A 22,888-nucleotide genomic window follows, 5' to 3' on the forward strand; every position below is an offset into this window, starting at 1 on the left:
CGCGAGGGCGGCGGGGGTCACTTACCCGGCTTGGCCTCGGACTCCGCGGGCTCTGCGGCCTTCTCCGCCGGCGGGTCGAAGCTCTCCGGGAGCCGCTTCAGGTGTTTGGTCATGGAGCGGACCAGGAAGGCCACGGCGACGAAGAACAGGACCAGGATCAAGAAGCCCAGTGGCGAGGACTTCCCGAAGTCCTCGCCCTGGCCGCCCGGGTCCGCGGGGCCCGCCGGGGGTGGGGTGGGCGTCTGGGTCTGGGCGATGGTGTCCGCCGGGTCGAGCCTGGCCAAGCCGGTGATCACAGCGACACCTTCTCCTGGATGCCGCTGAACAGGTCGTCCTCCGGCAGGGTGCTGTCGACCAGCGACCGGACCAGCTCGTACTCCTCGAACGGCCAGACCTCGCGCTGCAGGTCGAGCGGGACCGCGAACCAGCGGCTCTCCGGGTCGATCTGGGTGGCGTGGGCCAGCAGGGCCGCGTCACGGGTCTCGAAGAAGTCGGCGCACTCGATGCGGGTCGTCACGCGGTGGGCGAGGTCGCCGCGGTCGGCGGGCCAGTTGGCCAGCCACTCGGTGTACGGGGACTCCAGGCCGCGGGCCTCCAGGGCCTCGTGGATCGCCACCAGGCGGACCCGGGAGAAGCCGTGCGAGTAGTACAGCTTCAGCGGGGTCCACGGCTCGCCCGCCTCGGGGTGGCGATCCGGGTCACCGGCCGCGTCGAAGGCGGCGACGGAGATCTCGTGGCAGCGGATGTGGTCCGGGTGGGGGTAGCCGCCGTTCTCGTCGTAGGTGATGACGACGTGCGGGCGGAACTCGCGGATCGCCTGGACCAGCGGGGGCACCGACTCCTCCAGCGGCACCAGCGCGAAGCAGTCGTCCGGCAGCGGCGGCTTCGGGTCGCCCTCGGGCAGGCCGGAGTCGATGAAGCCGAGCCAGCGGTGCTGGATGCCCAGGATCTCGGCGGCCTTGGCCATCTCGCGCCTGCGCACGGCCGGGATGTCGGCGACGACCTCCGGTCGGTCCATGGCCGGGTTGAGGATGTCGCCCCGCTCGCCACCGGTGCAGGTCACGACCATCACCTCGTGGCCGTCGGCGACGTACTTGGCCATGGTGGCCGCGCCCTTGCTCGACTCGTCGTCGGGGTGCGCGTGCACCGCCATCAACCGCAGCTTCTCGGACATGGTCCTCCTCAGCCCCCTCTGCATCGCGAACGCCGAGCAGCGGATACTCGGAGCCCGAAAGCACCAACGCCCCTCGACGGGACCATTGTTCCCGCCGGTCGGACAGCCGCCACCAGGAGGCCCCGCTATGACCGCCGCCGCACGCGCACTGCCGGAGGGCCGCTACGGCAAACCCAGCCGTCGTCCGGGCCGCCGAACGGTGCTGGTCCTGGCGGTTTGCGGGGTGCTGGCGGGCGGGGTCGTGGCCTGGCTCGGCTACCGCAACCTGGGCTCCGCCCCCATCGAGGCCGAGCGGGTCGGGTTCGCGAGCGAGGCGGGCAACCGGATGAAGCTGACCTTCGACGTGACCCGCTCCACCCCCGAACGGCCCGCGGTGTGCGTCGTCCGGGTGCGGGACGCGCACGGTCAGGAGAGCGGCAGGCGCGAGGTGTACGTCCCACCGGGCGCCGCGTCCACCCGGATGGCCGCGGTGATCACCAGCGGCGGGGAACCGGTCACGGCGGACGTGTTCGGGTGCTCTTATCAGGTGCCGTCATACCTGTCCACGACCCAGCCGCCAACGGGGTGAACTAGCCCGCAGAACCACTTAAAACGGATTTTTCCGGCGAGATAGCACGTGTGTTCGTGGTATTCTCGTAGACCTGCACGGCCCCTAGGCGGGCCGTGTTTTTTCCATTCCGGACGCACTACGAGGTTCGGGACGCCGGCCCGTAACCCCGGGCCCGGAGTACGACGAGGAGTTGGTGACCGTGAGCGACACCCAGGTGACCTGGTTGACCCAGGAGGCCTACAACCGGCTCAAGCACGAGCTCGACGAGCTGATTGAGAACCGCCCGGTCATCGCGCAGAAGATCAACACCAGCCGCGAGGAGGGTGACCTCAAGGAGAACGGGGGTTACCACGCGGCCCGCGAGGAACAGGGACAGCAGGAGGCCCGCATCCGGCACCTGCAGGAACTGCTCCGGGGCGCCAAGGTCGGTGAGACCCCCGCCAACGACGGCATCGCCGAACCGGGCATGGTCCTCACCGTCCGCTACGACGGCGACGACGACGAGGAGCAGTTCCTCCTGGCCACCCGCGAAGAGGGCGGCGAGGGCGAGCTGGAGGTCTACTCCCCCGAGTCCCCCCTGGGCCGCGCACTGCTCGGGGCCAAGGAAGGCGAAACCCGCGAGTACGAGCTGCCCAACGGCAAGACCCAGAAGGTCACCCTCCGCAAGGCGGTCCCCTACAGCGGCTGACCCCGAACTTCGCGCGAGAACGAACGGCCGTCCCCGGGTGCCGCCGGGGACGGCCGTTCGCCGTGTTCAGGACGTGTGGAGTCGTGTCCGCCACGACGAGGCACGGGTCTCCGGCCGTCAGGCAAGCGGGCAGACCAGCTTCTCGGAGCCATTGGCACCTCCCGCGGCCGGGTCGACCGAGTCCCGGCGCAGCCCGCGGGCCCCACGCGATCCCCGCGTGAGCGGGCGGGCCCGGATGGCACATCGCGCACCATCACCGAGCCGATCGGTCCCCGCACAACCGATCCTGATCCGGCGCCGCGGGCAGCGGCGCTACTCCACGGCCAGTTCCAGCAATGGCCGGACGCGGGTGGGGACCGGGGTTGACAGGGCGATCGAGGTGGAGGTTCGGCTGACCCACTCGACGTTCACCACGCGGTCGATGACGTGTTGGAGGTCGGCGTTGTCGCGGGCCACCATGCGGACCAGGAGGTCGCCTTGGCCGGTGGTCGCGTGCACTTCGCAGACCTCCGCGATGGCCCGCAACCGCTCCGCCACCTCCGTGCGCCTGCCCTGGGCGATCTCCAGCACCGCGAACGCCGTCAGCCCGTAGCCCATGGCCGCCAGGTCGAGGTCCGGCGGGAACCCGCGGAGGACCCCGCGGCGTTCCAGGCGGTCCATGCGGGCCTGGACGGTGCCCCTGGCCACGCCCAGGCGGCGGGAGCACTCGAGGACCCCCAGTCGCGGTTCGTCGGTGAGCAGGAGCAGCAGTCGCGCGTCCAGCGCGTCCAGTTCGGACTCCTCCGGCATCGCGTACCTCCTGGTCAGAGTGTCCACTTTGTCGAACACACCCGGTCACACACTAGGCAACCTGTCCAGTGAAACACGAGTCTCTTGCACATGCTGCCCGGTCCCTCGCATGCTCGACGTACCGCAACGCACCCAGGAGGACGCACATGACGGGGACCCTCGGCCGCAGCGAGCAGGGCCTTGACGAGGTGAGCTACGACCAGCTCCGCCAGCTCGTCGGCCTGGTCGAATACGACGAGTCCCGGGACCCCTTCCCGGTCAAGGCCCTGGACGCCGTGGTCTTCGTCGTCGGCAACGCCACCGCGACCGCGCTCTTCTACCAGTCCGCCTTCGGCATGACCCTGACCGCGTACTCCGGCCCTGAGACCGGCAACCGCGACCACAAGGCGTTCGTGCTCAAGTCGGGGTCCGCCCGCTTCGTCATCAAGGGCGGCGTCGACCCCAAGAGCCCGCTGCTCGACCACCACCGCGAGCACGGCGACGGCGTCGTCGACATCGCGCTCGAGGTGGCGGACGTGGACAAGTGCCTGGCGCACGCGCGGGAGCAGGGCGCGACCGTGCTGGAGGAGGCGCACGACGTCACCGACGAGCACGGCACGATCCGCTTCGGCGCGATCGCCACCTACGGCAAGACCCGGCACACCCTGGTCGACCGCTCCCGCTACAACGGCGTCTACCTGCCCGGCTACGTCGTCCGGGAAGGCACCCTCCAGCGCCCCGCGGACGCCCCCAAGCGCATCTTCCAGGCGATCGACCACTGCGTCGGCAACGTCGAGCTCGGCAAGATGGACTACTGGGTCGACTGGTACAACCGCGTCATGGGCTTCGTGAACATGGCGGAGTTCGTCGGCGACGACATCGCGACCGAGTACTCCGCGCTGATGAGCAAGGTCGTCTCCAACGGCAACCACCGGGTCAAGTTCCCGCTCAACGAGCCCGCGGTCGCGAAGAAGAAGTCGCAGATCGACGAGTACCTCGAGTTCTACGGCGGCCCCGGCTGCCAGCACATCGCGCTGGCCACCAACGACATCATCGCCACCACCAAGGCGATGCGCGCCGCGGGCGTCGAATTCCTGGACGTGCCGGACTCCTACTACGAGGACCCCGAGCTGCGCGAGCGCATCGGCAACGTCCGCGTGCCGATCGAGGTGCTGCAGGAGAACGCGATCCTGGTCGACCGCGACGAGGACGGCTACCTGCTGCAGATCTTCACCAAGCCGATCGGCGACCGCCCGACCGTCTTCTACGAGATGATCGAGCGCCACGGCTCGCTGGGCTTCGGCAAGGGCAACTTCAAGGCGCTGTTCGAGGCAATCGAGCGCGAGCAGGACCGGCGCGGCAACCTCTGAAATACCCTCGCGGAATTGTCCAATCCGTCGAGGTGAACAAGCGCGAACAATCGGCCCGTCCCTGCGTGTGGCCCCGCCCGTTCACCGGGTCGGGGCCACACTCAGCTACTCCTCAGGTACCCCCCGGACCGGGCAGGTACGCTCGGCTGAGGGCGTAGCGGATTTTCGGGGAGAACCAGTCATGACCGGCACACGCAAGCCACGGGCAATGCCACTCGCGGGCGCCCTGGCGGCGGCGGCCGTGCTGGCCGGGGTGGCGGTCTTCACCGTCAGCAACGCCGGGTGCGCCAGCGCCGGTCAGTACGTCCAGCACGGCAACGAGGTGGAACTGGTCGGCGGCTGCGTCGACCCGACCGACCTGCCCGCCGCGCCGGGCACGCAGCCCGTCGGGACCTCGACAGGCCACGCGGTCGACCGCTACAACCGCGTCAGCCCGTAGCACCGAACGGCAAAAGGCTCGGCGGGGAAAACGAATCCCTCCACCGAGCCTTTCGACTTTCCTCAGTCCAACGCGCTCAGCAGGTCGCCGACCAGGTCGGCGCCGTCCTCGATGCCGACGGACAGCCGCAGGATGTCGTCGGACACCTGCAGCGGCGAGCCCGTGGTACTGGCGTGGGTCATCTTGCCCGGGTGCTCGATCAGCGACTCGATGCCGCCGAGCGACTCCGCCAGGATGAACAGCTTGGTGCGCGCCGCGACGGCCAGCGCCGCCTCCTCCCCGCCCTCGACGGAGAACGACACCATCCCGCCGAAGCGGCGCATCTGCTTCGCCGCGACCTCGTGGCCGGGGTGCTCGGCCAGGCCCGGGTAGTAGACCTTGGTGACCTTCGGGTGGCTGACCAGCGCCTCGACCACGCGCTCGGCGTTGTCGCTGTGCCGCTCCATGCGCAGCGCCAGCGTCTTCGCGCCGCGCAGCACCAGCCACGCGTCGAACGGGCCGGGCACCGCGCCCGCCGCGTTGCGCAGGAAGGCGAACTGCTCGTTGAGGCCCGCGTCCGAGGTGACCAGGGCGCCGCCGACGACGTCCGAGTGGCCGCCGAGGTACTTGGTGGTGGAGTGCAGCACCACGTCCGCGCCCAGGCCCAGCGGGGACTGCAGGTACGGGGTGGCGAAGGTGTTGTCGATGACCAGCCGGGCGCCCGCCTCGGCGGCGACGGCGGCCAGCGCGGCGATGTCGACGATGCCCAGCAGCGGGTTGGTCGGCGTCTCCGACCAGATGACCTTGGTGTTGGGCCGGACCGCGGCGCGGGTCGCCGTCGGGTTGGCGAGGTCGACCGTGGAGTACTCCACGCCCCACTGGGTCAGCACCTTGTCCAGCAGCCGGAACGTGCCGCCGTACGCGTCGTTGCCGAGGATGACGTGGTCGCCGGGGCGGGTGAGCGAGCGCAGCGCGATGTCGGAGGCGGCCATCCCGGAGGCGAAGGCCAGCGCGTGCTTGCCGCCCTCCAGCGCGGCCAGCGCCTCCTCCAGCGCGGTGCGCGTCGGGTTGGCGGTGCGCGAGTACTCGTAGCCGCCGTCGCGCACGCCACCCACGCCGTCTTGGGCGAAGGTGGACGTGGCGTAGATCGGCACGATGACCGCGCCGGTGCGCGGGTCGGGCGCCTGGCCCGCGTGGATCGCCCGGGTCTCGAAGCCCCAGCGCGACGTGTCCTCAGCCATGGCACCCAGGTTACGACCCCACACCGACACGACCACCATGTGGGAGGCGTCCCAGCATGAGGAATATTAGCCCGTTCGGGTTAAAGCTCCAGGTCAGTAGCCGGGGCCGTACGTCGGGGCCTTCTGCCGCATCGCCCGGGTGGTGGACGGCAGCGCGGCGAACAGGATCGTCAGCGCCGACGCGATGATGCCGATCGCCAGGAAGGCCGAGTACGCGGACGAGAAGCCGAACACCGCCTCCAGGTACTTGCCGAAGAGGCTGAAGTCGGCGCCGAGCGCGACCGGCTCCAGCACCACCGACACCAGCGCGACCACGGCCGCGATGATCGACAGGGCGACACCGGCGCGGCTCCTGGTGAACAGCATGATGCCGCCGATCACCCCGAGGACGGCCACCGCGAGACGGCCGATCTCCAGGAACAGCAGCCCGGCCGGTACGTCGCTGAGGTACTCCAGGCCGCCGTCGACCAGGAAGTTGACCACGGTGCCGCCGAAGCACACGCCGACGACCAGCGCGAGCAGACCGGCGATCGGCGCGGTGCCCGCCGAGGTGGGCTGACCGCCGGGCTGACCGGGGTACTGCGGGTAGCCGGGCTGGCCCGGGTACGGCTGCTGTCCGGGGTACTGGGCCTGCCCCGGGTACTGCGGCTGCCCCGGGTACTGGCCCGGGTACGGCTGCTGGGCGAACCCGGGCGGCGGCGTCTGCGGCGCGGCGAACCCCGGCGGCGGGGTCTGCGGCGGCGCGAAGCCGGGCGGCGGGGTCTGCTGGCCCGGGTACGGGGGCTGCTGCGGGTAGCCCGGCGGCGGGGTGGGCGGGTTGTTGTGCGGTGGGTAGGTCATGGTGCCCCCTCGACGGACAGCGTGGTCGTACCTGAGACGCGAACGGGTCCCGGCTGGTTCGCCGGGACCCGTGGAAGTTTCACGTGGACATGCTCACCACTGCTGCGGCGACTGCCCACCGGGCGGTTGCTGGCCGTAGCCGGGCTGCTGGCCGGGCTGGCCGTAGCCCTGCTGCGGCGGTGGGAAGCCGGGCGGCGGCGTCTGCGGCGGCTGCCCGTAGCTCTGCTGCGGCGGCTGGCCGTACCCCGGCTGGGGCTGGCCGTACGGCTGCTGCGGCTGGCCGAACCCTCCGACCTGACCGCCACCGCCGCCGAACCCGCCCGGTCCACCCGGACCGCCGGTACCCAGCGGCTGGCTGGCCACCAGGTACTGCTGGGTCTGCGGGAAGAAGTACAGCGCGCCCGCGGCACCGATGATCAAGCCGAACAGCAGCGTGGTCACGAGGCTGCCCGCGAAGGTGTACTTGGCGCCGAGGATGATCGCGCCGAGCACGGCGACACCGCCACCGCCGACGACCAGCAGGTGCGCGAAGGCCGACTTGCGCAAGTACAGGAAGACCGCGCCGGTCGCCGCGGCGGCGCCGCCGAGGAAGTTCACGACCGAGAGGAAGATCGCGAGGCCGAAGCCGGAGGACACGCTCTCCGCCGCGTCCTTGCCCGCCTGGCACTGGTCGCGCAGCGACCCCGCGGGCACCTCGCCGCAGTCGATGCCCGAGATGTCCGGGAGGTTCGACACGGCGCTGCTGGCGCTCATGAAGTCGAAGAAGTTCACCAGGTTGGTGATGAACACGATCAGGCCGAGGAGCGCGACGGCGCCCTGGATGGCCAGCGCGATCGTGCCGGTGTTGTTGCCCTGGCCGCCGAAGCTCGGCTGACCGCCTAGGCCGCCCTGCTGGGCGAAGCCGCCCTGCTGCGGGTAGCCGCCCGGCTGCGGTTGGCCGTAGGGCTGCTGCCCGTAGCCACCCGGCTGGGGCTGGCCGTACGGCTGCTGGCCGTAGGGCTGGTTGAACCCGCCCGAGGCCGGGTCGGCCGCGCTCGGCGGCGGCGCGTACGGCGGCGACTGCGGCACCGAGCCCGGCGGCACCATCTGCGTGGCGTCACCGCCCTGGGGGCCGCCCTGCCCCGGCCGGACGACCTGCGTCCGGTCGGCGCCCTCGGCCTCCTGCCCCGGCGGCTGCTGCCCCGGGCGGATGGCCTGGGTCCGCTCGACGCCGTCGGCGCCCTGGTGTGGCGCGGCGAACGGCGGCGGTGTCGGCTGGCCCGGCTGCTGGCCGAACTGCCCCTGGTCCTGGCCCGGCTGACCCGGCCACTGCTGGGGCTGCCCGCCCTGCCATGGCTGGTTCGGCGGCTGGGGAGCACTCATCGGGTTTCCCACCCCTTTTGACCTGATATGTCAGCTTTCAACACGAACACTGCGGGTAACGCTATCGGATCCGCTGACCGGGTGTACCCCGCGGCGGCAAGCCTGACGCGGGGTAGTTATCGACCCGCAAGGAAACCCAGTAGATCCTGCCTGGTCACCACACCGGCTGGTTTGCCGTCGACGAGCACCAACGCACCGTCCGCGTTCGTCAGCGCACCCATCGCGACCGAAACTTGCTCACCGGCTCCGATGGTCGGCAGCGGTCCGGACATGTGCCGGTCGAGCCGGTCGGCCAGCGCGGCCTTGCCGGTGAACAGCGCGTCGAGCAGGTCGCGCTCGTTGACCGCGCCGACCACCTCGGCGGCCATGACCGGCGGCTCGGCGTTGACCACCGGCATCTGGCTGACGCCGAACTCGCGCAGGATGGCGACCGCGTCGGCGACCGTCTCGGTGGGGTGGGCGTGCACGAAGTCGGGGATGGTGGTGCCGGACGCGCTCTTGCGCCGCAGCACGTCGCCGACGGTGGCGCCGGAGTGCTCGGGCGGCAGGAACCCGTACTGGGCCATCCACGAGTCGTTGAAGACCTTGGACAGGTAGCCGCGGCCGCCGTCGGGCAGCAGCACGACCACCACGTCGTCGGGGCCCAGGCGCTGGGCCAGGCGCAGCGCGGCGGCGGCGGCCATGCCGCAGGAGCCGCCGACGAGCAGGCCCTCCTCGCGGGCCAGGCGCCGGGTGATGTCGAAGGACTCGGCGTCGCTGACCGCGATGATCTCGTCGGCGACGTCGCGGTCGTAGGTCGTGGGCCAGAAGTCCTCGCCGACGCCCTCGACCAGGTACGGGCGGCCGGTGCCACCGGAGTAGACCGAGCCCTCCGGGTCGGCGCCGACGACCTGCACGCGACCGTCGGAGACCTGCTTGAGGTAGCGGCCGGTGCCGGAGATGGTGCCGCCGGTGCCGACGCCCGCGACGAAGTGCGTGATCCGGCCGTCGGTCTGCTTCCACAGCTCGGGGCCCGTGGAGTGGAAGTGGCTCTCCGGGTTCTCCGGGTTGGCGTACTGGTTGGGCTTCCAGGCGCCGTCGATCTCGCGGACCAGGCGGTCGGAGACGTTGTAGTAGGAGTCCGGGTGCTCGGGGGCCACGGCGGTCGGGCAGACGACGACCTCGGCGCCGTAGGCCTTGAGCACGTTGCGCTTGTCCTCGCTGACCTTGTCCGGGCAGACGAACACGCACTTGTAGCCGCGGCGCTGGGCCACGATCGCCAGGCCGACACCGGTGTTGCCCGAGGTGGGCTCGACGATGGTGCCGCCGGGGCGCAGCGCGCCGGAGGCCTCCGCGGCGTCGATCATCCGGACCGCGATCCGGTCCTTCACGCTCCCGCCGGGGTTGAAGTACTCGACCTTCGCCAGCACGGTCGGCGCCAGGCCCGCGGCGAGCGAGTTCAGCTTGACCAGCGGGGTGTTCCCGACGAGATCGATGATGTGCTCGGCGTACTCCACCGGGGCTCCTCCTGCACGTGCGTTCGCGGACCGGGTCGAGCGTAACCCGACCCGTATCCGGAGCAGGGTGCCTCCGCTCTTTGCTAAACAGGGGTCAATCTGGTTAAGGATCAGCCGGGGGCGGGCGATATCTCGATGACATTCTCGTGAACGCCCGGGCTTGAGGGGGGTGGTGGCGATGCCACGGACACGGGGTTTGCTGGTGGTGGCCGCGCTGGCCGCCGGGTCGGTCGGCGGGTTGTCGGGGGCGGCGTACACGCTGCTCAACACGCAGTCGCGGCGCGCGCGGACGCTCATCGGCGTGCCGCGCGACGCGCCGTTCAACGCCGACGGGGACTACTTCCCGGACGGTTCCGGGCCTGCGCCGCTCGGCGCGGCCGGTGCCGCGGTGGAGTTCGGCGTGTTCGGGGATTCGAGTGCGGCTGGGCTGGGCGCGGAGACGCCGGACCTGCTGCCCGGGGTGCTGCTGGCCAGGGGGCTGGCGGAGGAGTGCGACCGCGCGGTGCGGTTGCGCACGTACGCGGTCAGCGGGTCGCGGACGACGGGGCTGGTCGCGCAGGTGGACCGCGCGCTGGCCGCGCCGCCCGCCGTGGCGCTGATCCTGGTCGGCGGGAACGACGTGACGGCTCGCCTGGCGATCTCGACGTCGGCGGCGCTGCTGGCCACGCAGGTGCGGCGGCTGACCGAGGCCGGGACCGCCGTGGTCGTCGGGACCTGCCCGGACCTGGGCGCCATCCAGCCGATCCCGCAGCCGCTGCGGTCGGTCGCCCGCAAGTGGAGCCTGGCCCTGGGCCGGGCGCAGGCGCGGGCCCTGGTCGCGACGTCGGCGGCGGTGGTGCCGATGACGCTGCTGTCGCGGCACTTCCTGACCCGACCGGGTGAACTGTTCAGTTCCGACCGATTCCACCCGAACGGGGCGGGCTACGCGCTGGCCGCCGGGCTGCTGCTGCCCGCGCTGTGCGGGGCGACCGGTACTCCCCGGTAACGTGCGGGTGTCGTACCCGCGCGAAGGAGGACCCATGCCCGAGGCCGTCATCGTCTCCGCCGTCCGCTCGCCGATCGGCCGGGCCGGTAAGGGCTCGCTGGTCGACATCCGCCCCGACGACCTGACCGCGCAGCTGATCCGCGCGGCGCTCGACCGGGTGCCCGCGCTGGACCCGGCGGACATCGACGACCTGATGCTGGGCTGCGGGCTGCCGGGCGGCGAGCAGGGCAACAACATGGCGCGGATCGTGGCCGTGCTGCTCGGGTACGACTCCCTGCCCGGGTGCACGGTGACCCGGTACTGCGCGTCGTCGTTGCAGACGACCCGGATGGCGCTGCACGCGATCAAGGCCGGGGAGGGGGACGTGTTCATCTCGGCCGGCGTCGAAGCGGTGTCGCGGTTCGCGCGCGGCAGCTCGGACTCGTGGCCCGACACGCACAACCCGATCTTCGCGGAGGCGGAGGCGCGGACCAGGTCGGTGGCCGAGTCCGGCGCCGGCTCGTGGGTCGACCCCCGGCTGGACGGCCGGGTACCGGACGCCTACATCGCGATGGGCCAGACCGCGGAGAACCTGGCGCTGGCCAAGGGGATCACCCGCGAGGAGATGGACCACTTCGGCGTCCGGTCGCAGAACCGCGCGGAAAAGGCCATCACGGACGGCTTCTGGGCGCGGGAGATCACCCCCGTGACGCTGCCGGACGGCCGCGTCGTGGAAACCGACGACGGGCCGCGGGCCGGGATCACCTACGAGAAGACGGCAACGCTGAAGCCGGTCTTCCGCCCGGACGGCCGGGTCACGGCGGGCAACTGCTGCCCGCTCAACGACGGTGCCGCCGCCCTGGTGATCATGTCGGACACCCGCGCGGCCGAACTCGGCCTGACCCCGCTGGCCCGGATCGTGTCGACGGGCGTTTCGGGCCTGTCGCCGGAGATCATGGGCCTGGGCCCGGTCGAGGCGTCCCGCCGGGCGCTGGCCAAGGCGGGGATGACGATCGACGACGTCGACCTGGTGGAGATCAACGAGGCGTTCGCCGCCCAGGTCATCCCGTCGGCCCGCGAACTGGGCGTCGACGAGGACAAGCTCAACGTCAACGGCGGCGCGATCGCGGTCGGCCACCCGTTCGGCATGACCGGCGCCCGGATCACCACGACCCTGATCAACTCGCTGAGCTGGCACGACAAGCAGATCGGCCTGGAGACGATGTGCGTCGGCGGCGGCCAGGGCATGGCCATGGTGCTGGAACGGCTCAGCTGAGGTCTGCGGTCAGCCGCCGGAGCCAGGGGTGGTCTTGGCCGTGGGTGCGGGTGATGGCGTCGACCAGCCAGGCGCGCTGATCGGTGGCCAGTACCGGGAGCGCTGCGGTGAAGTCCACGTCGTCTTTGGGGCGGCGGCCCTTGGCCTTGTAGAACAGTTGGATCTCGGGGCGCAGGTAGGGGATCCCGTCGGCGGTGGTGGCGCCGAGCGCCGCGATCGGTTCCCGTATGTCGGGGTTGCGCCGGGAGATCCAGTCTTCGCCGGTGGTGTCGTTGAGCATGAACTGCAGGCGCCAGGGTTGGTCGGTGGGGCGGCACCAGATGTCGTGCACGTGGGCGGGTAGGGGCTCGCCGGGGAGCCAGGGGCGCAGTTCTCCCGGTGGGTCGGCCGCCCACCACTCCCAGCCTGCCAGCACTTCCTGGATGACCGGGTGGTCGCGCCGCAGGAGGAGTACGTCGATGTCGGTGTGGTCGCGGACGGGGTGGCCGACGGCGAGTTCGACGGCGTAGCCGCCCGCCACCCACCACGGGACGTCGAAGCAGGCGAACAGGGCTGCGACCGCGGTCGGGGTGATCGGGTCCCAGGTCCCCCACGGTGTGCTGGTCGGCGCCACGGCGGGTCAGGCGGTGGGGGCACCGGCCGGGGTGCGGACCGGCTGGAGCTTGGTGGTCGACGCCTCCGGCGGGGGCAGCTGGTCCAGCTCGGACTCCGCCTCCAGCGGCTCCAGCAGACCCGCGCTCTGGGTGAGCAGGTCCGAGGTACCGCGCAGGCGCCCGGCCAACTGCTCGCGCAGCGCCGTGAGCCGTTCGATGTGGCTGGTGGCCGTGGCGATGCGCTTCGCCGCCTCGTCGGTGGCTTCCTTGACCAGCCGCGCGGCTTCGGTCTCCGCGGCGGTGCGGGCGGTGTCGATCTCGGTGGCCAGTTCCGCGCGGCGGCGGGACATCTCCTCCTGGAACTGCTGTTCCGTGCGCTGCCGCGCGCGTTCCGCTTCCTCGTCGATGGCGCGCTGGCGCTTGTTCGCCGCCGTGGTCATCACCTCGGCCTTGGCCTTGGCCTCGGTGATGACGGCCTTGTGCGCGGCGTGCGCCTCCGCGTGTTGACTATCCAGGTCCGCGAGCAGGCCCCGGTAGCGGTCGCGCAGTTCCCTCGACACCGCTTCCGCGTCGGCCCAGGCCGTTTCGGCCGCGGCCTGGGCGCGGGCGGTGATCTCCCCCGCCTCGGACTCCGCGGTGGCGATGGCCCGGGCGGCGCGTTCCGGGGCGTTGGGGGCGGCGCTGGCCACGGCGCTGGTGGAGAGCTTGCCGAGCCGGTCGGTCAGCGCGTCGATCTCGCGCTGGGCGATCTGCAACTGCCCGGCCAGTTCGTCCACCTTGGCCCGGACCTCGTCGCGCTCGCCCGCGGCCGCGGCCGCCTCGGTTTCCAGGCGCTGGATGTAGTGCTTGACCTGGGCGCGGTCGAAGCCGTGGCGCACCACGGTGAAACCCGCGTGGTCGCGGTCCGGTGGGGAGGAGGCCATGGCACGACGGTACCCGCGCCAGTACCAACGGCAACACGACCACCGCACGATCGGGGGACATCTCACCCGGCAGAGATGCGGTTTCCGGTCACACTCCGGGAATGCCAGGCCCGCGCGCACACGGCGTCCCGCCACGGCGTGACCAGCCGCCGAGTGACGGGACGCGGCCAACCACCGCTCACCGCGCGACGGCGAGCGGGCCCATGGTGAACTCCGGGTCGATCTGGTCGGCGAGGTCGCGGCCCGCGCGCTCGTTGCCCCACGCGCGCGCGTTGCGCAGGTGGAACTCCACCGTCTGCCGCTGGAACTTGGCCCAGTCCTTGTCGACGCCGTCGAGCAGCGCCCGCATCGCGCGCAGCGCGTCGCGGTTCTCCGGTTCCAGCGCGTCGATCGGCCGCACCTCGCCGCGCTCGGCGGCCCGGACGTGGGCCGAGCGGCTGACCCAGGTGAGCAGGTCGGCGCCGACGTGCTCGCGCAGGAACGCCAGGTCCTCGGCGTCGCTGATCTTGTTGCCCACCACGGCGATGCGCACGTCGAAGTCGCGCGCGTAGTCGCGGTACTGGCGGTAGACGCCGATGCTGCGCACGGTCGGCTCGCACACCAGGAAGGTGACGTCGAACCGGGTGAACAGCCCGGAGGCGAAGGAGTCCGCGCCCGCGGTCATGTCGACCACGGCGTACTCCCCCGGCCCGTCGACCATGTGGTTGAGCAGCAGCTCCACCGCGCCGACCTTGGAGTGGTAGCAGGCGACGCCGAGGTCGGACTCGGCGAACGGGCCGGTGACCGCGATCGGCACGCCGTCGACCGCGCGCACGAACCGGTCGTAGACCGGGTTGGGCTCGGCGACGCGGACCAACCGCGAGCCCGCGCCCGGCGGCGTCGTCTTGATCATGTCGGCGGCCGAGGGCACGCGCGGGTTGTCACCGCGCAGGTAGTCCTTGATCGCGGCCAGCTCGGCGCCGAGCGTCGGCAGCACCAGCGACTCCGGCGCGCCGAGCGCGGCGGCGAGGTGCTGGTTGATGTCGGCGTCGAGGGCCAGCAGCGGTGGTGCCGGTGTCTCGGCGGCCAGGTGGCGCAGGAACAGCGACGCGAGCGTGGTCTTGCCGCTGCCCCCCTTGCCTACGAAGGCGGTCTTCACGTGGGTCTCCCAGGTGACTGCGGGACGGGGACGCACTACTGGTATCGGTTTTCATTATCCGAAGCAAGCCGGATCACCCGAATGTGATTCGCTCGGCGGTATTTCCCAGTGTCGTGGCGTTTCCGTGGGACCGACGTCACCCGAAAGCACGGTCAAGTCCGGGCGTTCCGGCGCGGACGGCTGTTCAGTTGGGCCCCTACTGGGGCTGGGTGATCTGCGCGTTGGGCAGCTTGCGGAACTGGTCGAGCACCGCCGGGTCCTGCATCGCCATCCACTCGATCACCTCGGAGTAGGTCGCGCAGACCGTTTCCGGATTCGTGCACACCTCACCCATGAACTGCTGGGTCGCGTTCAGGAAGGCCCCGCCGGACCAGGTGTTGAAGTGGTTGCCAACCACCATGGGGGCGCGGTTGCCGTCGAACGCGGCCTGGTACGCGCGCTGGTAGGTCTCCAGGGTGATCCTGGTGAACTCCGGTGCCCGCGCCGGGTCGTCCTTGGCCTTGTTGAGCATGAACCAGAAGTTGTAATCCATCATGATTGTCTTCTTGTAGTTCGCACCGGGCACGCGAACCGAGGGCATGGCAAATTCCCACACCCCGCCCTGCCGCGTCGGCCAGGCCAACCCGTCCGAGACCTGGCTGGAGTCGTAGGTCATGCCGCGCGCGGTGAGCGCCGGGAACAGCTGGTCGAACCGGCCCTCCAGGCACGGTGTCCGGCCGCCCTTGATGGCCTTGGGATCGATCCGCAGCCCCTGGGTCGCGGTCGCCCGGTCGACGTAGGAGAAGAACTGGTCGAGTTCGCTGTTCCACTGCGCGGTGTCCCACCGGCCGACGCTCGGCTCGGCACCGTGGCAGAAGTGTCCGTTGTAGTGGGTGCCGATCTCGTGGCCCTGCTGCACGGCGGTGTTCAGGTCGCCGATGAGCGCGCGCACGTCGTCCGGCGAGCCGCCGAAACCGATGGACGCCTTGCCCGGTTTGTGGCCGGGACCGGTGTATTCACCTTTTTGCGCATCGGTCAACAGGTAGATACCGGACAAGAATCCGGAAAAGCGCGCGTTGACCTTGCGGGCGAGTGGCAGGAATTGCTGCCAGTGCTCGTGCGAGCCCGCGCCGTCGAATGAGAACAGCACGAACTGCGGCGGTTTCTCCCCCGGGTTCAGCTTGCGCATCCAGGTCGGCGGCTTGACCGCCGACGCCTGCGGGGTCGGCGCGGCGGGCACCGGCTGACCAGCGACTTCCGGTCTGACGGAGCCGATCACGAGTAGTACCACGAAGGTCAGGACCAGCCCGATACCCAGCCCGATCCGATCCCAGCGCCTGGTCATCCCTGCCCCCTACTCGTGCCGGTCTTGCCCTCCCGGGTGGATAGACGCGCACCCCGCCGACGCGTTGCATCGGTGATTTTCGCGTGACCTTTCCCGACCCTACGCCACGCCCCGGCGCGCGGCCCGCACCGGGAATTCATTCAGGCTGGGCGATGACCACCCGGTTGGCCGCGTAGCCGTCGGTGCCGCCCACCCAGCGGCCACCGCAGGTGACGAGGACCACCCGGTGCGGGCCCGACTGGCCGAAGAACTCCTCGGCCTGGGTGGGCAGGCTGTGCTTGTCGACCGTCTCGACGCGGGTGACCCGGTAGCGGAACGCGCGACCCTGTGCGTCCACTACGGACACCGGATCGCCCACCGCCGCCGACCACAACTCGGCGAAGGGACCGGTTTGCCCCTTCCAGTTCACGTGTCCGGCGAAGACGGTGGCGCCCTCGGCGGCGTCCAGCCCGGCGCCCCACCAAGTGGCCTCGCGGACACCGCTGGGCACGGGCAGGGTCGCGTCGGCGGTGAGTTCGCGCCGGACCAGCGCGGCGGTACCGCCCCTGGCCAACCGGAGCGTGCCGGGCCGCTGGCCCGCGGGCTGCCGGGCCGGTTGCTCGGCCGCGGGCTCCTGGGCCACCGGGGCCTGCGTGGTGGGCGCCTGCGTGGTGGGCGCCTGCATGGTCGGTGTGCCGGACGGCGCGGGCGGGCGGATCTGCACGCGCAGGCTCTCCAGCGCGGCGCGGCTCTCGGTGGCGGCTTGGCGGACGCGGGCGACGGCCAGGCCGGTCTCGGCGGGCAGCGCCGCCCCGGGGACCGGGATCGGCGCGGCGACCGCCAGACCGGCGGCCAGGACAATGAGCAGACCCGCCCCACCCGCGGTCACGGGTGGGGCGAGCCGGGAACCTCGGCGAGCCATGCTCGTCAGTGCCCCCAGTCCTTGCGCATCTTGCGGCTGACCGCCTGCGGGCCACGCGCGCGGCGGATGAGCGTGGTGCCGACACCGGTCGCCAGCAGCAGCAGCGCGCCCAGGGTGAGCAAGAGGCCGGTGGACGGCCCGTCGCCACCCACGACCGCCGCTGTGTTCACCGGGTCATCACCGGCCGGGATGGTCTTGGGCACCTTGGGGACGTTCGGCTTGTTGGAGACCGTCAGGTCGAGCGTCGCCCCGTCCTTGATCCGGTCGCACACCGTCGGCGGGGACTGCGGGTTGAACGCCTGCTCGTAGCCCGCGGGCGCGGCCACCTCGATGACGCACACGTCCTGCGGCGTCTTCAGGTCCGGCACGGTCGCCTTGCCGTCCGCACCGGTGACCAGCACGACGGGCTTGCCGTCGGCGCCGACCAGCGGCTTGCCGTCCTGCCCGACGGCCGGTGCGGTCTTGTCCGCGGCGGTGAGCCGCAGCGACACCGACGGGATGCCCTTGCCGGTCTTCTCGTCGAGCTTGGTCACGACCACCTTGCCGGGCGGGGTGACGGCCTCGACCTCGGCGTTGGCCTTGAGCTCCTTCTTGCCGCCGGTGGTGACCACGGCCTGCTTCTTGCCGTCGACCGGCGGCAGGACCGACGGCTTGTCGGCCGGGCTGTCGAGCTTGATGGAGACCTTCGGCTTGGTGCCGGTCGGGACGACGTCGAGCTCGACGCCCGCGCCGTTCTCCTTGGTCTTGACCGTCACCTGCGACTTGCCGTCGACGGTCGCCTGGTCGAGGTCGACCGTGACCGGCACGTTCCCCACACCGCTGCCCGCGGCGTTGCGCACCTCGATGGTCCATTTGTCCGGGGTGCCGATGACCTGCGGTTTCGTCGGCTTGGTGAGCACGGTCGTCCACGGGCCGTGGTTGGCGGTGGCCTCGGCCCGCAGGTCGGCGACCGCCTTCAGCACGTCGGCACGGACGTCGGCGGGCAGGTTCTGCTCGTGCCAGGCGGGGTCGTAGGCGACCTTGTCGAACGTCCGGGTCGGCTGGGTGTCGTGGTCCGGGCCGGAGGGCGCCGTCCAGGTGTGCAGGAGGTGGGCCAGCGCGGCGGCCTTGACGCGGTCCTTGGTCTCCCCGTACTGGAGCAGCAGGTAGGAGATGTTGGCCGACACCGCGGCGTCGATCGGGCCGCCGTACTTGTCGACCAGCGTTTGGGGCTCTCCGTACTTCTCGTTCTTGTCCGGCTCCAGGTAGGCGAACTTGACGCACCAGACCGTCTTGCCGCCGACGATGTAAGAGCCCAGCCAGTCGTGCTTGTCCTTCGGGTAGTTCTTGTACGGCTGTGGCGCCGTGCCGACGCCCAGCCCCTCAACGAACTCTGCGGCCGCTGTTGGCGCCCCGGCGATGAGCAACGATCCCGACAGGGTCGCGATGCCCGCGGCCAAGGCCGCCAACCGGGCACCGAGGGTGATTCGCCGCATGGTGGAAGTCAGCTCCTTGCCGCGCCGGGACGGCGCACACCGCCGGCGCTGGAGTGCGGGGGGACCTCTGGCGGCGCGGCCCGCGCGTCGCGGCCACTTGACGTGACCGGTCGGACACGTGACGCGCACCTCGTGCGAGCCTGGCCCGTCCCCCACCGGGTGACAATCCGCCAGACGGCGAGAAGATCGATGCGCACGCAGCGGTATCTCCCCAGGTCGATCCGCCGGTCGATAGGGTTGACCGCGTCCGATCGGTGTAGGTTCCGCCGAGACGTGCTCACTCTCGGCAGTGGAGCGGGAATCGGGGAACCCGCTCCGGCGTTGGGCCGACTGTGGGTAAAGTAGGTTTTACCCCGACGGGAACCGATCGGCGCGCTCGATCGTTGACCGTGGCGAAGGCGCCATTCAGGCCCAGGAGGATCAGGTGCGTTCTACCAGCAACCCGGCGTTCCGCAACCTGCCGCAGGGCGGCTACGCGGGCTTCCAACCACAGGCTCAGGGCTACCAGCAGGGCCCCGAGTACATCGGCTACAGCGCGCCGGTCACCAACGAGCGCCCGATGACCGTCGACGACGTGGTCACCAAGACCGCGGCGACGCTGGGCGTCGGCCTGGTCACGGGCATCATCACCGCGATCGCCACCGTCTCGCAGTCGATCAACCCGTTCGGCCCGATGATCGGCGGTCTGATCGTCGGTCTGGTGCTGTCGCTGGTCATCATCTTCCGGCGCAAGGCCCCGAGCCCCGCGCTGGTGCTGACCTACGCCGCCGCCGAGGGTGTCTTCCTCGGCGCGATCACGGGCGTGCTCGAGCGGTACGTCCCGGGCATCGGTCTGCAGGCCATCATGGGCACCGGCCTGGTCTTCATCACCATGCTGATCGTCTACAAGACCGGCGCGGTGAAGGTCACCCCGCGCCTGACCAAGTGGATCATCGGCGCGACCGGCGCGGCCGCGGGCCTGCTGCTGATCAACCTGCTGCTGTCCTGGATGGGCATCCAGACCGGGCTGCGCGGCAGCGGCCCGCTGGGCATCGTGATCAGCCTGGTCATCATCGGCATCGCGGCGTTCAACTTCCTGCTCGACTTCGACCAGGCCGACCAGATGATCCGCAGCGGCACCCCGGCCAAGTGGGCCTGGTACGTCGCCTTCGGCCTGATGGCCACCCTGGTCTGGCTGTACTTCGAGATCCTCCGCCTCCTCTGGATCCTGCAGAGCAGCGACTGATCGCCCGATAGCACAAAGTCCAAGCGAGGAGCCCGGCACCCACGTGCCGGGCTCCTCGCTTTTGTGTCGGCTGTGACCACGCGCGCGAGATCGCGCCGGTCTCTGGACTGAGCGGTTCACTCGGCCCCCGCGGGCCGAGTGAACCGGGAGGGAAGTGATCGACTGAAAGGCGATCTCGCCGCCTCGGCGGAGCCGAGGCAAACTGGCACCGTGCGCGCCTTGATCTCGTGGCTCCTTGCCCTGGCCGGCCTCGCGGCTACCGCCTACGGGACCTTCCACCCCTGGTACGAGGATCGACTGGGCAGCACCCTGCCGCTGTCGGACCTGTTCTCCGGCGTGCAACGCGATACGGCACCGGTGATCTCGTCGATGCTGGTGCCCCTGGCCCTGGGCGCGTTGCTGGCGCTGGTGGGCATGTTCCGCGCCAAGGGCCTGATGCAACTGGGCGGGATCCTGCTGGTCGTGTCGACCGGGGTCTGGGTCATCCGGTCCCAGGATGTGATCGACACTTCGGAGTTGCAGATCGGTCTGTGGAACGCGCTGTTCGGCAGCCTCTTGGTCCTCGCCGCCAGCATCATGCGACCCGGCAGGCTCTAGGCGGCCGGGGACTCCGCGCAGGTCGCCAGGATCGTCGAGGCGACGAGTTCCGGGTCGTCGCCCATGGGGACGTGGCCGCAGCCCGGGAGCCACACGTGGGTGGCGTCGGGGAGGAGTTCGCGGGCCTTCCCGGCCTGCCTGGGCCAGAGGATGCGGTCGCGGGTCCCCCACGCGACCGACACCGGCACCGCGGGAGGCGCCGAAGTCCAGAGGTACTCGCGGGCGCCGGAGTCGAGGACGGCGTCGAAGCCGGTACCCGCGCCCATCGCCACCAGGTCGGCGACCATGACCTCAGCGGTCAGGACCGACGGCTTCCCGAAGAGCAGGCTGCCGCCGACGACCCGGACCAACCGCCTGCCGCAGAGTGCCGCCTGGAAGCGTTCGGGGGTACGGCCGAGGCGGCGGACCACACCGAGGACCCGGATGGCCCACGCGCGGTCCCAGGGGGTCCAGAAGCCCGCCGGGGCCAGGGCCGTCGCCGAGCGGACCAAGCCCCGGGACGCCAGCTCCAGGGCCAGCATCCCGCCGAGCGAGTTGCCCGCCACGTGCGGTCGCTCGACGCCGAACTCGGCGAAGGCGTCGGTCAGGGCGGCCAGCGCGCCGGGGACGTCGTAGCGGTGGCCGTCCGGCAGCATCGGTGACGCGCCGAAACCGGGGAGGTCGACGGCGATCACGTCGTGGTGGGCGGCCAGCCGGTCCATGACCGGTTCCCAGGCCTGCAGGCGGTGGCCGATGCCGTGCAGGAGCACGAGCGGGCTACCCGACCCGCGGCGGTCGTGTGTGAGCACGGCGTCCCCCTTGGAACTCAGCCGAACAAGCGGGCCACCCGGCGCAGCAGGCCCGGTGCCAGGCGGGCGCCGAGGCGGGCGAGTTTGGCCTCCGGGGTCACCGCGACCACGGGGCGGTTCTCCTCGACGACGCGGACGATCTCGGTGGCGACGCGGTCCGGGCCGAAGCCGCGCTTGGCGTAGGCCGCGGTGGCGCGCTGGCGGAGGCGGCGCTGTTCGAGTTCGTCGACCCCGGTGAAGGTGGTGGTCTTGGTGATGTCCGTGGCGACGACACCGGGGCACACCGCGGTGACGCCGATGCCGTGGTCGGCCAGTTCGGCGCGCAGGCAGTCGGAGAGCGCGAGCACGGCCGCTTTCGTCGTGGCGTAGGCGGAGAGCGTCCGGCTGGGCAGGTAGGCCGCCGCGGAGGACAGGTTGACGAGGTGGCCGCCCTCCCCCGCCGCCGCCATCAACTCGCCGAACACCCGGCAGCCGTTGGTGACGCCGAGCAGGTTGACGTCGGTGATCCGCCGCCAGTCCGCGGCCGTCGTGCTCAGGAACGGGCCCGCCATGCCGATCCCCGCGTTGTTGACCACCACGTCCGGCACGCCGTGCTCGCCCGCGACGTCGTCGGCGAACCGCCGCATACCGTCCACATCGGACACATCGACGCGGTACGGGTACGCGGCGGGCCCGATGGCCGCGGCCGTGTCGCGGGCCGCCGCCAGGTCGACGTCGGCGACGACCACCTCGGCGCCCCGGTCGGCGAACGCCTGCGCGGTGGCCCGCCCGATGCCGCGCCCCGCGCCGGTCACCACGACGAGCCGGTTGGTGAAGCCCCGGTCCGGTTCGCCCACTTTGGACCGTTGCAGCGCGCGGGTCATCGGCGCGCCGTCGACGTGCGCGGTGAACTCGGCGACCATGCGCGCCAACGGTTCCGGGTGCGACAGCGGCGCCCAGTGCCCGGCGACGACCGGCCGCCGCCACAGCCTGCCGATCCAGCGCTCGAGGTCCTCGGCGAGCGCGGGCGCGACGTACCGGTCGCGGGTCGGGACGATCACCTGGACCGGGACCTCCGCCGGGCGCGGGCGGCCGCGGGTCAGGCGGCTGAACACATTCGCCTGGTACAGCCGGATTCCGCGGTTGCCACCCGCGGGATGCCCCTCGACACCTTCGACGCGGCGCAGCAGGTGGTGCCACCGGGGCCCGATCACCGTGCGCCACAGCAGCGCGGGCAGCACGGGGATCTGGAAGAGGTAGATGTACCAGGAGCGCCCGAGTTGGCCGAGCGCGGCGGCGAGGTTGGCGGGGCTGGGCCGGGCGAGCCTGCGCCGGACCCACCGGCCGACGTGGTCGAGGCTGGGCCCGGAGATCGAGGTGAAGGAAGCGATCCGGCTCGTGGCCCGCGGGTCCGTCACCGCCTCCCACGCCTGGATGGAACCCCAGTCGTGCGCGACGACGTGCACCGGCCGTTGGGGACTGACCGCGTCGGCGACGGCGAAGAGGTCCTCGGCGAGCAGCGGCATCCGGTACGCGGCACGGGAGTTGGGGTTCTTGGTGTCACCCGCGCCGCGGGTGTCGTAGCGCGCGACGTGGTAGTCGGCGGCGAGCACACCCGCGATGTCGTCCCAGAGGCGGTGCGTGTCGGGGAAGCCGTGTACCAAGAGGACAGTCGGCTCACCGGGATCACCCTCGGTGAAGACGGCCAACTCCGCGTCACCGCTGTGCACTGTCCGGCGCCGGGGGCGCGCGGCTCGGCGAAGCGGTTCGGCCATGGCCACTCCCGGGTCCGGCGGAT

At 71.3% G+C, this 22,888-nt stretch carries 23 protein-coding genes; 8 read left to right on the plus strand and 15 right to left on the minus strand.

The features are described from left to right. Positions 1–17 precede the first annotated feature (17 nt). On the minus strand, positions 18–257 hold the full coding sequence (locus CLV40_RS04180) for a hypothetical protein (RefSeq protein WP_104477768.1): 240 nt from the start codon (positions 255–257) through the stop codon (positions 18–20). Between the two features lie 35 nt (positions 258–292). Beyond that, complete coding sequence (gene mca, locus CLV40_RS04185; protein ID WP_104477128.1) at positions 293–1,174, minus strand: mycothiol conjugate amidase Mca; 882 nt, start codon at positions 1,172–1,174, stop codon at positions 293–295. A 127-nt stretch (positions 1,175–1,301) separates the two neighbouring features. Here mca and CLV40_RS04190 point away from each other — a divergent pair, with 127 nt between their 5' ends. Both CLV40_RS04190 and greA read left to right on the plus strand, forming a co-directional pair. Next, positions 1,302–1,742 (plus strand): DUF4307 domain-containing protein, encoded by a 441-nt coding sequence (locus tag CLV40_RS04190; RefSeq protein WP_104477130.1) that lies wholly within the window; start codon positions 1,302–1,304, stop codon positions 1,740–1,742. A 172-nt stretch (positions 1,743–1,914) separates the two neighbouring features. Beyond that, the gene (gene greA / locus CLV40_RS04195; RefSeq protein WP_104477131.1) at positions 1,915–2,412 is read left to right on the plus strand and encodes a transcription elongation factor GreA; all 498 of its coding nucleotides are present in this window, start codon (positions 1,915–1,917) and stop codon (positions 2,410–2,412) included. A 312-nt stretch (positions 2,413–2,724) separates the two neighbouring features. Here greA and CLV40_RS04200 read toward each other — a convergent pair whose 3' ends face one another. After that, positions 2,725–3,201 carry an Lrp/AsnC family transcriptional regulator gene (locus tag CLV40_RS04200; RefSeq protein WP_104477133.1) on the minus strand — a complete coding sequence of 159 codons (477 nt, stop codon included), beginning with the start codon at positions 3,199–3,201 and terminating at the stop codon, positions 2,725–2,727. A 146-nt stretch (positions 3,202–3,347) separates the two neighbouring features. Between CLV40_RS04200 and hppD the strand changes: the two genes are divergently transcribed. Beyond that, positions 3,348–4,550, plus strand: coding sequence for a 4-hydroxyphenylpyruvate dioxygenase (gene hppD, locus CLV40_RS04205; protein ID WP_104477135.1), 1,203 nt, complete (start codon positions 3,348–3,350; stop codon positions 4,548–4,550). 181 nt (positions 4,551–4,731) lie between these two features. Beyond that, complete coding sequence (locus CLV40_RS04210) at positions 4,732–4,989, plus strand: hypothetical protein (protein ID WP_104477137.1); 258 nt, start codon at positions 4,732–4,734, stop codon at positions 4,987–4,989. Positions 4,990–5,051: 62 nt separating this feature from the next. Here CLV40_RS04210 and CLV40_RS04215 read toward each other — a convergent pair whose 3' ends face one another. The 4 genes from CLV40_RS04215 to CLV40_RS04230 form a co-directional block, all read right to left on the minus strand. Beyond that, entirely contained in the window at positions 5,052–6,209 is a 1,158-nt protein-coding gene (locus tag CLV40_RS04215) for a cystathionine gamma-synthase (protein WP_104477138.1), read from the minus strand. Between the two features lie 93 nt (positions 6,210–6,302). Beyond that, positions 6,303–7,049, minus strand: coding sequence for a hypothetical protein (locus CLV40_RS37775; protein WP_181043318.1), 747 nt, complete (start codon positions 7,047–7,049; stop codon positions 6,303–6,305). 93 nt (positions 7,050–7,142) lie between these two features. Further along, a complete protein-coding gene (locus CLV40_RS04225; protein WP_104477140.1) occupies positions 7,143–8,411 on the minus strand; it encodes a hypothetical protein in 1,269 nt (422 codons plus the stop codon). A gap of 116 nt (positions 8,412–8,527) precedes the next feature. Next, entirely contained in the window at positions 8,528–9,907 is a 1,380-nt protein-coding gene (locus tag CLV40_RS04230) for a cystathionine beta-synthase (protein ID WP_104477142.1), read from the minus strand. A 178-nt stretch (positions 9,908–10,085) separates the two neighbouring features. Between CLV40_RS04230 and CLV40_RS04235 the strand changes: the two genes are divergently transcribed. Both CLV40_RS04235 and CLV40_RS04240 read left to right on the plus strand, forming a co-directional pair. After that, positions 10,086–10,892 carry an SGNH/GDSL hydrolase family protein gene (locus tag CLV40_RS04235; RefSeq protein WP_181043319.1) on the plus strand — a complete coding sequence of 269 codons (807 nt, stop codon included), beginning with the start codon at positions 10,086–10,088 and terminating at the stop codon, positions 10,890–10,892. A 34-nt stretch (positions 10,893–10,926) separates the two neighbouring features. Then, positions 10,927–12,147 (plus strand): acetyl-CoA C-acetyltransferase, encoded by a 1,221-nt coding sequence (locus CLV40_RS04240; protein WP_104477144.1) that lies wholly within the window; start codon positions 10,927–10,929, stop codon positions 12,145–12,147. Here CLV40_RS04240 and CLV40_RS04245 read toward each other — a convergent pair. From CLV40_RS04245 to CLV40_RS04270, 6 genes are all read right to left on the minus strand, one after another. Next, positions 12,140–12,760: a nucleotidyltransferase domain-containing protein gene (locus CLV40_RS04245; protein WP_104477146.1), complete on the minus strand. Its 621-nt coding sequence runs from the start codon at positions 12,758–12,760 to the stop codon at positions 12,140–12,142. The genes CLV40_RS04240 and CLV40_RS04245 overlap by 8 nt on opposite strands. Positions 12,761–12,766: 6 nt before the next feature. Next, on the minus strand, positions 12,767–13,663 hold the full coding sequence (locus CLV40_RS04250) for a DivIVA domain-containing protein (RefSeq protein ID WP_104477148.1): 897 nt from the start codon (positions 13,661–13,663) through the stop codon (positions 12,767–12,769). Positions 13,664–13,841: 178 nt separating this feature from the next. Beyond that, positions 13,842–14,801: an ATP-binding protein gene (locus CLV40_RS04255; RefSeq protein ID WP_104477150.1), complete on the minus strand. Its 960-nt coding sequence runs from the start codon at positions 14,799–14,801 to the stop codon at positions 13,842–13,844. A gap of 196 nt (positions 14,802–14,997) precedes the next feature. After that, entirely contained in the window at positions 14,998–16,125 is a 1,128-nt protein-coding gene (locus CLV40_RS04260) for a polysaccharide deacetylase family protein (protein ID WP_104477152.1), read from the minus strand. Between the two features lie 136 nt (positions 16,126–16,261). Beyond that, complete coding sequence (locus CLV40_RS04265) at positions 16,262–17,026, minus strand: class F sortase (protein WP_104477154.1); 765 nt, start codon at positions 17,024–17,026, stop codon at positions 16,262–16,264. A gap of 5 nt (positions 17,027–17,031) precedes the next feature. Continuing rightward, entirely contained in the window at positions 17,032–18,501 is a 1,470-nt protein-coding gene (locus CLV40_RS04270; RefSeq protein ID WP_181043320.1) for an MSCRAMM family protein, read from the minus strand. 424 nt (positions 18,502–18,925) lie between these two features. Here CLV40_RS04270 and CLV40_RS04275 point away from each other — a divergent pair, with 424 nt between their 5' ends. Then, positions 18,926–19,726, plus strand: a complete 801-nt coding sequence (locus CLV40_RS04275) for a Bax inhibitor-1/YccA family protein (RefSeq protein WP_104477156.1) — start codon at positions 18,926–18,928, stop codon at positions 19,724–19,726. Positions 19,727–19,936: 210 nt separating this feature from the next. Then, positions 19,937–20,323: a hypothetical protein gene (locus CLV40_RS04280; protein WP_104477158.1), complete on the plus strand. Its 387-nt coding sequence runs from the start codon at positions 19,937–19,939 to the stop codon at positions 20,321–20,323. On the opposite strand, the gene CLV40_RS04285 is transcribed toward CLV40_RS04280, so the two are convergent. Together CLV40_RS04285 and CLV40_RS04290 are read right to left on the minus strand one after the other, a co-directional pair. Further along, on the minus strand, positions 20,320–21,111 hold the full coding sequence (locus tag CLV40_RS04285; protein WP_245931052.1) for an alpha/beta fold hydrolase: 792 nt from the start codon (positions 21,109–21,111) through the stop codon (positions 20,320–20,322). The two genes, CLV40_RS04280 and CLV40_RS04285, sit on opposite strands and share 4 nt — an antisense overlap. Positions 21,112–21,128: 17 nt before the next feature. Beyond that, complete coding sequence (locus CLV40_RS04290) at positions 21,129–22,865, minus strand: SDR family oxidoreductase (protein ID WP_219823919.1); 1,737 nt, start codon at positions 22,863–22,865, stop codon at positions 21,129–21,131. Positions 22,866–22,888: the final 23 nt, after the last annotated feature.

The sequence above is a fragment of the Actinokineospora auranticolor genome (assembly GCF_002934265.1).
Classification (GTDB): Bacteria; Actinomycetota; Actinomycetes; order Mycobacteriales; family Pseudonocardiaceae; genus Actinokineospora; species Actinokineospora auranticolor.